Origin of the sequence: Acinetobacter sp. 809848 (genome assembly GCF_000581275.1) — a bacterium.
In the GTDB taxonomy this organism is placed as follows: domain Bacteria; phylum Pseudomonadota; class Gammaproteobacteria; order Pseudomonadales; family Moraxellaceae; genus Acinetobacter; species Acinetobacter pittii.
The window spans coordinates 38,387-50,254 of the sequence record NZ_JEXG01000005.1; the positions used below are offsets into that span (position 1 = coordinate 38,387).

Consider the following 11,868-nt stretch of genomic DNA (forward strand, 5'->3'; position numbering starts at 1 on the left):
CTCCTCAATTGATATTAAGCTTTTATATTTTCAAAATTATTTATTTAACTCAGCCACACTGTACATGGCATTCGCTATGGTTTGATGACCAGATTTCGATAGGCCATCTGCCGCGCCTAAAATATCTCGGCGTTCTTTGTTTTGCCCAAGTTTTGATTTTCCTCGTAGCTTGGTAATTTCAATCTCAATACCTACAATGGCTTTTAACATCGGTTCAAGATAGTCCTTTGGTGCATCGGACATTTTCCATGGTTCAGGTTGAGATGCTTCATGAGTACGGGTTAAACGAGCCACAACACCGCGAACGTAACGTTCATCATCTCGAATTGTCACTTTGCCATAAGCATGCACAACCCTATAGTTCCATGTCGGTACTTGTCTGTGCTGTTCATGTTTAGATGGATACCAGTTTGGTGAAATATAAGCATCGCCTGCTTGGAACACGACAATTACCTCATCTCCATTTTTAATGTCCTGCCAAACAGAATTATTTCGTGACACATGGGCATGTAGCATGCCAAATTCCCCTTCATTTTCCTGCAACTCGAATGGAAGATGATTTGCATCTAAGCCATTACTTCCATGAGTAAAAAGCACTCCAAATGGATGTTCGGTAATAAGAGAATGCAACACATCCAAACGGTTTTCTGCAAAATCATCAGGGATATACATGACTAAAACCTCACTGTAAATATCAGGGTTATTTATATTTTGTGTTGTAAATTTTCTGGTTTCTGTGGTTTATTAAAAAGAACCACTTTGTATTTTTTTAAGTAGACCAGAATTATGGCAAGAATGGCAAAAGTTGTTGAACTTCCGTCTATTGCAAAGATTGATAAAAGCCAAGGAAAGATAAGTGCTCAACTGACTCAAGCTTTACGCGAAGCTGTACAAAGTGGTGATTTACAGCCTGGCGATCCGTTGCCTTCTTCACGCGAATTGGCTTTAACCCTAGGTGTCGCTCGCGGAACCATTATTGAAGCTTACGATCAGCTTTTAGCTGAAGGTGTGTTTGACTCTCAACCACGAACTGGCACCTATGTGTCTCATGCTTTGGTTAAAACATCTGTAATACAACATTCATCAAAAGAAAATAAACCTAACTCGATATCTTTAACCAAATCGGCACGTTCTTATGCCAACGTGCTTGATGAATTTAAGCCACTTCCTCATGTTCCTTTTGCGGTATCTGTCCCCGTCGGTCGTACTCAACCGAGCGACATCTGGCGTAAGTTTGGTAATAAATATAGATCACGAGGTGCAGGTGCCCCTTCGGGTTATGGCGAACCGCAAGGTGTATTATCGCTGAGAGTTGCTATAGCAGACTATGTACGACGGTCACGTTCTGTCCACTGCGAACCTAACCAAATTGTGATTACACCTGGTATTCAACAGTCACTTTATATTTGCAGCCAAATTTTATTTGAGGCGAAAGATGAAGTTTGGGTTGAAGATCCAGCTTATCGGGGTACAACAGCCATTTTTGAGCATACTGTGCAAAACATTCAAATGGTACGTGTTCCTGTTGATGAAGAAGGTATTCAAGTTGAAACTGGGATTAAACTTTCTAAACATGCCCGTGCTGCTTTTGTGACACCGTCTCACCAATATCCACTTGGTATGCCAATGAGTCTAGCAAGACGTACAGCTTTATTAGCTTGGGCAAAACAACAAAATGCATGGATCATTGAAGATGACTATGACAGCGAACTCCGTTATAACGGTCAGCCCTTCCCATCCTTACAAGGCATGGCACCCGACCAAGTCATTTATCTGGGTACTTTCAGCAAAGTACTATTTCCTTCCCTTAGACTTGGCTATGCAGTATTACCTAAAGAATTGGTAGCACCTTTTTGTGGGCTTAGAGTCTTAATTGATCGACATCCACCTGCAGCTGACCAGCACGTTTTGGCTGCTTTTATTCAAGAGGGTTATTTGGAACGACATATTCGACGTACTCGAAATGTCTATGCAGAAGTTCGAGAATACATTATTGGCTTGATTGAAAAATACATACCTCGAGAACTGGCTTGGTTACAGCCGGGCGATCAAGGCATGCATATGGTGTTATGGCTTTCTCAGCATATTAATGATATTTACGTTGCAAGTTCGGCAATCGATGCAGGCATTGCCATCAAAGCAATTTCACCGACATTTTCAAAAGAGCGGCAACGTTCGGGTTTAATTGTCGGCTTAGGCGATTTTGAACCCGAACTGATGCAACAAGCCATAAAAAAACTATCAAAGATTATTCAACAATATGACAAGCCGACTTAGACAAAGCCTACAATAACAGCCATAGATGAATCGCAAATGGTCCAATCAGTACCATTAAAATACCGGCAATAACCATGGTTAAACTGGCAATTACCCCTTCTTCACTATTGCGCTGCTGTGCTCTAACTGTACCAAAACCGTGGGCTGCATTACCAAAGGCCGCCCCATTTGCTACGTTAGAACGGATTTTAGTAATCGCTAAAATCGCATCGCCGCAAATCATACCGACCAAACCAGTAATAACGGTAAATAGTGAAACCAATGCTGCCGAACCATGAATATCTTCGGCTAAAATCATGGCAAAAGGTGTTGAAATAGAACGTGCCATTAAACTGTTGGTCACTTCTGGGCTAAAGTGGAACCACTGAGCCATCTCATAGGCTGACATCACACCTACACTCATCCCCACAATAATCGCAATTGAAAGGACTCCAAGGTTTTTACGAATCGTTTCCCGATAACGATAAATCGGTACAGCAAACGCAACCGTTGCAGGCCCTAATAAATTAACAATCCACTGCGTATCTTCAGCATAAGTTTGATATGAAATTCCAAAAATCGTCATCAAAATGATGGTGAGTACAGGCACACTAATCGCGGGTGACAACCAAAGTTTTGGATTTTTCTGATAGATCCGCTTTGCCACAATATAGGCTGCCAAAGTCCAGATCAGACAAAGAATTGACCAGATATTCATGTCGTTTGCTCTTTAGATATGCTTATGTTGAAGACGTTTTCGAGCCTGTAAATAAGCTTTCAAACGATTGTAATAGTGAATCGTCAGGCACGTACTGAGCATGACCGAAATGGTCCCAACCGCAATGCTCAAGACAATTTGCCACCCTTCGGTCATAAACAAGGTTTTATACTGAACTACGGCAACGACTACAGGCACAAAAAACAGTAATAGCTCACCTAAAACCACAGTTGCTCCCATTGCCACCTGATCCATTTTGATAATTTTAAAGAACAGGCATAAAAGTAATAAAAACATACCTAAAATACCTGCCGAGACAGGTACACCGAGCTTTTGATGTAAAAGATACCCGATCCACCAAAATCCAGCCAAAATCAAAATTTGTTTAACTAAAACTAAAAGTGAAGGTTGTTTGGGTGTTCCAGAAGCAGATTCAGTACTCATTTTGCGAAATTAGATGGTTAACTACACTATTATGCTAGCTTGGTTAGACCTGCTAAATATGAATTATTCATGTTAATATTATTCCAAAATGGAATAATTTATTCTTTATTATGCTTTCACTAAAATCATTACAGTGCTTTGTTACGCTGGTAAAAACTAAAAGTTTTACCCATACTGCTGAAGAGTTATATCTGACTCAGCCCACCATTAGTAAAATATTACAGCAGCTTGAAGAGCAGCTTCAGGTACAGCTTTTGGTTAAACCCGATCATGGACGAAAAAGACAAATTGAATTAACCGAAATTGGAGAGCGCATATATCAACATGCGGTCGAGCTTCTTCAGGCAGAACAGAACATTTTTCTTGAAATTGAAAACTATCAACAATTAAAAACAGGAACTTTAAAACTCGGCGTTCCACCTTTAGGTTCACAGCTCCTAACCACTGCCCTGTTTGATTATCATCAGCAATTGCCAGATATTGAATTGGCTTTTATGGAAGTGGGTTCACGTGGTATTGAACAAGCTTTACTTAACAATGAACTAGACGTTGGCGTTTTATTGCAGCCTTTTGATGAACAAACTTTTAATAGCATCGAGTTATGTAACTACCCTTTAATGGTCCTTTTACGCCGTGATGCCACTTGGGCAACCCGCAAAAAAATAAATCTAGAAGAGCTACAACACCAATCATTTTTAATGTTTCCTGAAAATTTTTCTTTAAACAGTATTATTCTCGATGCATGTAAGCAGCATGGTTTCTACCCAACCATTGCGTGCCGGACCAGCCAATGGCACCTCTTAGCAGACATGGTGTTACAACGTATGGGGATCGCACTTCTTCCTCAATATTATACCGACATGCTTGACCCGACTTTATTTGCAGCAGTGCCACTTGAGAAACCAAATATTCAATGGCACTTAGTGATGGCTTGGAAAAAGAATCTTCCCGTCTCACCAGCGGTACAGGCGTGGCTTAGTATTGTTCGTCAACATTTTCAGCACATTAAGCCCTAACGTTGAACACTGAAATGGCTTAATTCAAAAACCGATAAAGCTTTTCCACAAAAAAGCTACCCAATCTTGGATCAGCTCACTTAGACTAGATCCGATTGTTTTATGACATGGACAATAACAATGAATAATGAACATTTTAAGCTGTACACAGATTCACAATTTCTAAGCCCCTATGCGTTTACAGTTTTTGTAGGGCTACATGAAAAACAAATTCCATTTGAAATTGCGACCATTAACTTAGGCCAACAAGGCCAGTTTGAAAAATCTTATGTAGCAAAGTCATTAACTGCCAAAGTGCCTGTACTCGAGCATAACGATTTTGCCTTATCAGAATCCTCCGCCATTTTGGAATATCTTGAAGAGCTTTATCCAAACACAGCTATTTATCCGAAAGATATTCAAGCACGCGCAAGAGCAAGACAAATTCAGGCATGGCTCCGATCGGACTTAGTTGCACTAAGAACTGAGCGTCCAACCGATGTTATTTTTATTCAGCCCACCTCTAATCCACTTTCTGAACAAGGCCAAAAAGCAGCCGAGAAACTTTTCTTTGTTGCAGAAAAACTTCTTGCGTCTGATGCCGAATTTCTTTTTGGTTCATGGAGCATTGTGGATGCTGAACTCGCCCTTATGTTGCAACGCCTTATTCAAAATGGTGATGCTGTACCAAAACGTTTAAAAAACTATGCATTACAGCAATGGCAAAGACTGACCGTACAAAAATGGCTTGCCTTACGACATAAATAAATCCTTATATTTACACCAAACACGAGATAAAAAATGAGTGATTCAAACTATATTCCTCCACAAGTTTGGCAATGGACTGGAGAAAAAACCGATTTAAACCAACCTACTTCAGGCCCTCGCTACGAACATACACTTCCAGTAGGGAAACATCCGCTCCAGCTCTACTCTTTAGCAACGCCTAATGGTCAAAAAGTCACTATTTTATTAGAAGAGCTTTTAGCTCTAGGACACCAAGATGCTGAATATGATGCATGGCTGATTAAAATCGGTGAAGGACAGCAATTTGGTAGTGGCTTTGTAGAAATTAATCCAAACTCTAAAATTCCTGCGTTAGTTGACCATAGCCAAAACCCACCATTAAGAGTATTTGAATCTGGCTCAATTTTGCTTTACTTGGCTGAAAAGTTTAAAGCGTTTATTCCGACTGATATTGCTGCACGTACTGAATGCCTCAATTGGTTATTCTGGCAAATGGGCAGTGCACCTTACTTAGGTGGTGGTTTTGGACATTTTTATGCTTATGCCCCTGTTAAAATTGAATATGCGATTAACCGCTTTGCCATGGAAACAAAACGCTTACTTGATGTATTAGATCAGCATCTGGCAAAAAACGAATATTTGGCTGGTTCTGAATATAGCATCGCTGATATTGCAGCGTTCCCTTGGTATGGCGGTCTTGTTAAAAACTGGGTATATAACGGCGCGGAGTTTTTAGGTGTCGATCAATATAAAAATGTTCAGCGCTGGGCAGATGCGATTCTAGCGCGCCCTGCGGTACAACGTGGCCGTATGGTCAACCGTACCTTTGGTGATTTAGCCACACAGTTGCATGAACGCCATGATGCCAGCGATTTTGAGACCAAGACGCAAGATAAAGTTTAATCATCATTTTTTAAATAAAACCCACTTTTGCTCAAAAAGTGGGTTTTATCATTCTTCCAATAAAAATCTTATTGATGCAAAGAAAGTCCTTTAATTGCCTTATCAACTGCCTTTTTAGGTCCTCTTAATGCTAGCCCAACCAAATTTAATTGATTCGCATCTTCGGCCAAAAATACAGCTCGATTATCCTCATCATTGCCTGTAGAAAACATAGCATGTACATAGGGAATTATCGTTAAATCTTGCTCAATTGCTTTCCTATGCGCTTTTTGTAGACCAGATAAATCCCCCTCAAATACCAACATCGGTTGCCCTAGCATGTTGCCATACTCATAGCCATTTGCATCGATATAAGGTTTCCCCAGCATTTCAGGTACAGCAGAGGCAATCCCCGTTGCCAAAAAAGCCACCACATTTAATCTCTGCCACGTCGCAAGATCATTACGGACAATCAGCGCAATTTTTGTGTCAAACATAAATCTCTTTCCTGAATCGTTTATTTTAGACCGCTCATCATGACTCATTCGGATTTTTCTCGTCTTGTACGTTTGTGCAGGAGCTATCACAAACGTACAAGACCCTAAATTTACGAGTCACTATGCTGGGTTGTTTTTGTTTCAGTAGATACGTTATGGAAATCTTTTTTTATACCTTGAGTGTGATGTATAGCCCCGGTCCAGTAAATTTTATGGGGCTAAATGCTGGGCTTACCGGACAATTCAAAAAAACGATTTATTTTTTTATAGGCGTCGGTTGTGCAATGCTGATGTTATTCATGATTTTTGGATATCTTGGGGCTGCAATCATTCCACAAAATGCCTTGCACTATATTGCGTTGTTTGGTGCACTTTATACGTTTTATCTTTCATACCAAATGTTAAAGTCAGATATCGATCTGAGTAATGAGACCACTGAAGTTCAGGTGCTTTCGTTCTGGAATGGTTTTTGGATACAAGCTTTAAACCCCAAAGGGATTTTAGTCATTTTGCCTGTTACAACCATTATGTACCCTACTACACATATCATTGGCGTTCAAATATTCTTCGTATCATTGCTCATTTCACTGGGTGCAGCTGGCGCGCCCTGCCTTTACTCTTGGGCAGGTGCTGTGTTAGGTAAAAAAATTAAAAATAAAATCTGGTTTAATCGTATAAACCGAGCCATGGGATTGATGCTAATCATTTCCGGCATATTTATGCTTTATGATTTTTTGAAAGGTATGCAGCTAATTTAAGATAAAGTCTATGTCAGCCTAAACAGGCTGGCTTTTGTTTATGAAGAGAGTTTATTGATCATCCGCCATCTGGCTGGAGTCAATCCAAATGCTTTTAAAAAATGACGTGTCATGTGGCTTTGATCAAAAAATCCTGCAATCAATGAAGCTTGAGTTAAGGACTCTCCATACATCAAACAGGACTTCACAACTTCCAGTCTGCGCATAGTCATATATCGATGTGGACTTGTACCAAATAGCAATCGGAAGTCCCGTGAAAGGCTCCAACGGTCTCGTCCCACATTTTTTTCAATATCATCTAAAGAGATATTTTCATATAAAGAGGCATGTATAAATTCTCTAGCGCGCTCCGCTGCAACATAGTCATAAGCATGTGAGGTACGCTGATTATTACCAGAAATTTCGTAAAGTGTGGTTGCCAAATCATATAAAGCATCTTGTTTTTCTAATGGATCAATATGGTGATCCATCCCTTGTAATAGAACATCAGTTGCCTTAAATAACCGAGGATCCTGACTCAAGCCATTTTCAAAAAATGGTAAAGGTTTGCCCTTCATAATTTCCTGTAGAGTTGCAGGTTCTACGTACACCATCCGATATCTAAAACCGTCTCGACTACCTGACTCTCCATCATGTTTTTCATCAGGATGCAAAACCATCGTCATTCCCGGCTGGCTATGTTTCATCTCTCCACGATAATGAAAGCTTTGAACACCTGTTAATGTTCGACCAATGGCAAAAGTATCGTGGCGATGCGACTCATAAGCATGATCGGTAAAAAAGGCTTCGATTCGTTCGAGACTATTAGGGTCAGAATTTCTGACGATCCAATCATTTGCATTGGGTAATTCAATCACATATTCACCAAAATTTTATATGTGCTAGAGAGCATTCTACCTATACGTTTATGCTATCGTTATTTTGAAAAATAGCCTGTATATAACTCACTCAGCCAAGCGACAAAAACGCGTACGCGTGGCGAGAGCTGCCGATGCTGCGGATATAAAGCAGAAACTGACATCTTCGGGATTTGCCATTCAGATAAAACCTCAACCAACTGCCCGTCTTTTAACTCATTCGCTACATGATAGCGCGGGACCTGAATTAAACCTGCCCCACGTAAAGCAGATAATACATAGTTTTCAGCATCATTTACCGCGATCCAGCTTTTCAAAAAATAATCTTGTTTTTTGCCGTTCACCATCAATTCAAATGGATAATTCCGCCCGCCTGATGTCGAAAAGAAATTGACACAATAATGTGATAATAAATCTTCTGGTTGCTGTGGTGTTCCATGTTTATTTAAATAGTCAGGACTTGCACAAATCACTTGCGGCATATCGACCAAATGTCTAGCAATTAAAGTGGAATCATCCAAACGTCCCGCTCTCACCACGCAGTCTATCCCTTCCCTAATCAGATCAACCAAGCGATCACCCGTACTAATTACCAGTTCAATGTCGGGGTACAACTGATGAAATTGGTCGATATTGGGTAAAACAATTTTAGTCGCATGTGCGCCTGATAAATCGACACGTAATAAACCACGGGGCTGAGCAATTACATTGCGTAAAGATGATTCGGCATCATCAAGTTCCGATAATATTTGTGTACAACGCTCATAAAATGCCTGTCCATCTAGTGATGGCCTTACATGCCGAGTCGTCCGCTCTAATAAACGGCACTGTAAGTTACTCTCTAACTCTTTAATGGCGTTACTTGCTGTAGCACGTGGGATATTTAGCTGATCGGCTGCCTGACTAAAACTACCCAGCTCTACTATGCGGGTAAAAAGTTGCAAGGTATCAAATTTATCCATAGTGCTCGCTTTTAACCCTATCCATTATTAATTTATATGGAATTATCTTATCCAATTCTGATGATTTATCCCATATTTCTATATTATTAAAATAAGCCATACTTACTCAAACAGGCAATCTAAAAATGAATATTTCAAGAAAAACAGCTCTGGTTACTGGCGCATCACGTGGTATTGGCCGTGCTATTGCAGAACGTTTAGCTCAAGATGGTTTTTATGTGATTGTTAACTATGCTGGCAATAAAGTGCATGCCCAAGCCACTGTAGAACATATTATTGAGCAAGGTGGTCAAGCCTCAGCTATTCAAGCGGACGTTGCAAATGAACAAGAGGTGAGCCGTTTATTTCAAGAAGCAAAAGTGATTAATGGTCAAGTAGATGTGGTAGTTCATAGTGCCGGTATTATGCCTATGGCAAAAATTACACCTGAAAACCTGCCAGATTTCGACAAAGTGATTCATACCAATTTACGTGGTGCGTTTTTAATATTGGCGCATGCGGCCGAAACAGTGCCAGATGGTGGTCGGATTATTGCGCTTTCAACCAGTGTAATTGCCAAATCTTTTCCGGCATATGGTCCTTATATTGCTTCAAAAGCAGGTGTCGAAGGTTTGGTACATGTGTTAGCAAATGAGTTACGCGGCCGAAATATTACCGTAAACGCCGTTGCACCCGGCCCGACAGGTACTGACCTTTTTTACAATGGAAAAACTGATGAGCAAGTAGCAGCAATTGCAAAACTCGCTCCATTGGAAAGAATCGGAACACCTGAAGAAATTGCCAGTGTAGTTGCCATGCTGGCTGGTCTAGATGGGCGCTGGGTAAACTCTCAAGTCATTCGTGTAAATGGTGGATTTGCTTAATTTTTAAAACCGTGTGGATTATTTAATTCTCACGGTTTTTACTAAATAATAAAATTTCTTAAATCTACTTTATTTTAATAACTTTATAAGATTAATGAATACCGCTCTGCAAAAAATATACACTCTTCTTATTTATCAAAATAATATATATAAATAGATATTCCTTATTTTTGCTTATATTTAAAACCGCGTAAATTGAACCTTAACAATCTGAATCAAAGATAAGGATATATTCAATGAACGCTAAATTAAATACTGAAACTCCGCAAAGTTTTATCTCAAATGGTTCAAATACATCCTTTTCAGCCGAAGAAATTCTTGCTAAAGCACAGCAATATGCAAAAGACCATGAACTAAATTTTAGTGGCAGTTTATCACCTACTGATGCATGGCAACTCGTACAACAAGGCGAAGCTGTTTTAGTTGATGTGCGTACCAATGAAGAACGCAAATTTGTGGGTTATGTCCCTGAAAGTATCCATGTTGCGTGGGCAACAGGCACATCGTTTAACCGTAATCCACGCTTCTTAAAAGAACTTGAATCAAAAGTTGGTAAAGACAAAACCATTCTTTTGTTATGCCGTAGTGGCAACCGTTCAGCACAAGCAGCCGAAGCCGCATTTAATGCAGGTTTTGAGCACATTTATAACGTTCTTGAAGGCTTCGAAGGCGATCTAAATGATCAGCAACAGCGTAATCAGAAAAATGGCTGGCGCATCCACCAACTTCCTTGGCAACAAGACTAATACTTCAATCAATTTTCAGTGAATCAAGGAAAGCTTGTGACTCAATGGAACATTAATGCGGTTGTACAAGGTTTACAACAAGCAAGGCATGACTGGCGTCAGCAGCAGCATAGAACCAAAGAATTTGGGGGTCGTGAACTTCCATCTAAAGAAGCTTTAAAGGCCATTTTAGATGACCTGTGCGGGATTTTATTTCCAATGCGTTTAGGCCCTGCCGACTTACGTCAGGAAACTGAAGATTCTTATATTGCCTATACCTTAAATCGGGTACTAACAGCTTTACATGCTCAAGTACAACTGGCTTTAAATTATGAAGCGAAACGACATTTGAGTCATTCAAGCCCAGTGCAGCAGCCACAAGAACTTGCTCAAACTATTGTGCAGGATTTTGCCAACACTTTGCCCTCTATACGGCGCCTTTTAGACGGCGATGTGCGTGCTGCTTATGAAGGCGATCCGGCGGCACATAGTGTGGATGAAGTATTACTTTGCTATCCGGGCATATTTGCGATTATTTATCACCGAATTGCGCATCAACTGTATGCCCAAGTGCCTTTATTGTCGCGCATTATTTCCGAGTTGGCCCACTCTACAACAGGCATTGATATTCATCCGGGTGCGCAAATCGGCAAAGGATTTTTCATTGATCATGGTACGGGTGTGGTGATTGGTGAGACTTGTGTGATTGGAGAACGCGTTCGTATTTATCAGGCCGTGACCCTTGGAGCAAAACGCTTTGAAACCAATGATGATGGTGGTTTGAAAAAAGATTATATACGCCATCCGATTGTTGAAGATGATGTCGTGATTTATGCAGGCGCCACTATTTTAGGCCGTATTACCATTGGTCGAGGGTCAATTATTGGGGGGAATGTTTGGCTAACCCATAGTGTTGCTGCAGGTAGTCAGATTTTACAGTCACCGAATGAGTCTTATCAAAAAAATCATATTGCCGGTTAAAAGCTATAGATGTGAAATAAATAGATAAGGAGATAAATAAACAAAGAAATTGCAGATTAATAAAATGCTTATTTCTAGTTTAAATATATTTTTATTTAGAAAATAGATAACTCATTAATAAGCTCAGTATTTTAAAAATTTATAACGCGATTTTAATTTTAAAACCAGAACTAATTCTAGTTT

The 11,868-nt window shown here is 40.0% G+C and carries 14 protein-coding genes; 8 read left to right on the forward strand and 6 right to left on the reverse strand.

Going from position 1 to position 11,868, the window contains the following annotated elements; translation table 11 throughout:
- Window positions 1-36: 36 nt before the first annotated feature.
- The gene (locus tag J536_RS08805) at window positions 37-672 is read right to left on the reverse strand and encodes an FMN-binding negative transcriptional regulator (protein WP_032062650.1); all 636 of its coding nucleotides are present in this window, start codon (window positions 670-672) and stop codon (window positions 37-39) included.
- Between the two features lie 114 nt (window positions 673-786).
- On the opposite strand from J536_RS08805, the gene J536_RS08810 reads away from it, so the two are divergent.
- Window positions 787-2,277 (forward strand): PLP-dependent aminotransferase family protein, encoded by a 1,491-nt coding sequence (locus J536_RS08810; protein WP_032062652.1) that lies wholly within the window; start codon window positions 787-789, stop codon window positions 2,275-2,277.
- Between the two features lie 7 nt (window positions 2,278-2,284).
- Here J536_RS08810 and J536_RS08815 read toward each other — a convergent pair whose 3' ends face one another.
- Window positions 2,285-2,974, reverse strand: coding sequence for an LrgB family protein (locus J536_RS08815; RefSeq protein WP_032062653.1), 690 nt, complete (start codon window positions 2,972-2,974; stop codon window positions 2,285-2,287).
- A 12-nt stretch (window positions 2,975-2,986) separates the two neighbouring features.
- Window positions 2,987-3,418, reverse strand: a complete 432-nt coding sequence (locus tag J536_RS08820; RefSeq protein WP_002114274.1) for a CidA/LrgA family protein — start codon at window positions 3,416-3,418, stop codon at window positions 2,987-2,989.
- A gap of 110 nt (window positions 3,419-3,528) precedes the next feature.
- Between J536_RS08820 and J536_RS08825 the strand changes: the two genes are divergently transcribed.
- The 3 genes from J536_RS08825 to yghU all read left to right on the forward strand — a co-directional run bounded on the left by J536_RS08825 (window position 3,529) and on the right by yghU (window position 6,063).
- Window positions 3,529-4,434: a LysR family transcriptional regulator gene (locus J536_RS08825; RefSeq protein WP_032062656.1), complete on the forward strand. Its 906-nt coding sequence runs from the start codon at window positions 3,529-3,531 to the stop codon at window positions 4,432-4,434.
- Between the two features lie 120 nt (window positions 4,435-4,554).
- Window positions 4,555-5,181 carry a glutathione transferase gene (gene yfcF / locus J536_RS08830; RefSeq protein ID WP_032062658.1) on the forward strand — a complete coding sequence of 209 codons (627 nt, stop codon included), beginning with the start codon at window positions 4,555-4,557 and terminating at the stop codon, window positions 5,179-5,181.
- A 33-nt stretch (window positions 5,182-5,214) separates the two neighbouring features.
- Window positions 5,215-6,063, forward strand: a complete 849-nt coding sequence (yghU, locus tag J536_RS08835) for a glutathione-dependent disulfide-bond oxidoreductase (RefSeq protein WP_014206482.1) — start codon at window positions 5,215-5,217, stop codon at window positions 6,061-6,063.
- 68 nt (window positions 6,064-6,131) lie between these two features.
- Here yghU and J536_RS08840 read toward each other — a convergent pair whose 3' ends face one another.
- Window positions 6,132-6,539 (reverse strand): DUF2000 domain-containing protein, encoded by a 408-nt coding sequence (locus J536_RS08840; protein WP_014206481.1) that lies wholly within the window; start codon window positions 6,537-6,539, stop codon window positions 6,132-6,134.
- A gap of 155 nt (window positions 6,540-6,694) precedes the next feature.
- On the opposite strand from J536_RS08840, the gene J536_RS08845 reads away from it, so the two are divergent.
- Complete coding sequence (locus J536_RS08845; protein ID WP_014206480.1) at window positions 6,695-7,297, forward strand: LysE family translocator; 603 nt, start codon at window positions 6,695-6,697, stop codon at window positions 7,295-7,297.
- A gap of 38 nt (window positions 7,298-7,335) precedes the next feature.
- Here J536_RS08845 and J536_RS08850 read toward each other — a convergent pair whose 3' ends face one another.
- Window positions 7,336-8,154: an AraC family transcriptional regulator gene (locus tag J536_RS08850; RefSeq protein ID WP_014206479.1), complete on the reverse strand. Its 819-nt coding sequence runs from the start codon at window positions 8,152-8,154 to the stop codon at window positions 7,336-7,338.
- A 59-nt stretch (window positions 8,155-8,213) separates the two neighbouring features.
- Entirely contained in the window at window positions 8,214-9,116 is a 903-nt protein-coding gene (locus tag J536_RS08855) for a LysR family transcriptional regulator (protein WP_014206478.1), read from the reverse strand.
- 125 nt (window positions 9,117-9,241) lie between these two features.
- Here J536_RS08855 and J536_RS08860 point away from each other — a divergent pair, with 125 nt between their 5' ends.
- The 3 genes from J536_RS08860 to epsC all read left to right on the forward strand — a co-directional run bounded on the left by J536_RS08860 (window position 9,242) and on the right by epsC (window position 11,685).
- Window positions 9,242-9,979: an SDR family oxidoreductase gene (locus J536_RS08860; RefSeq protein ID WP_032062665.1), complete on the forward strand. Its 738-nt coding sequence runs from the start codon at window positions 9,242-9,244 to the stop codon at window positions 9,977-9,979.
- 236 nt (window positions 9,980-10,215) lie between these two features.
- Window positions 10,216-10,725: a rhodanese-like domain-containing protein gene (locus J536_RS08865; RefSeq protein WP_032062667.1), complete on the forward strand. Its 510-nt coding sequence runs from the start codon at window positions 10,216-10,218 to the stop codon at window positions 10,723-10,725.
- Window positions 10,726-10,743: 18 nt separating this feature from the next.
- The gene (gene epsC, locus J536_RS08870) at window positions 10,744-11,685 is read left to right on the forward strand and encodes a serine O-acetyltransferase EpsC (protein WP_080973447.1); all 942 of its coding nucleotides are present in this window, start codon (window positions 10,744-10,746) and stop codon (window positions 11,683-11,685) included.
- Window positions 11,686-11,868: the final 183 nt, after the last annotated feature.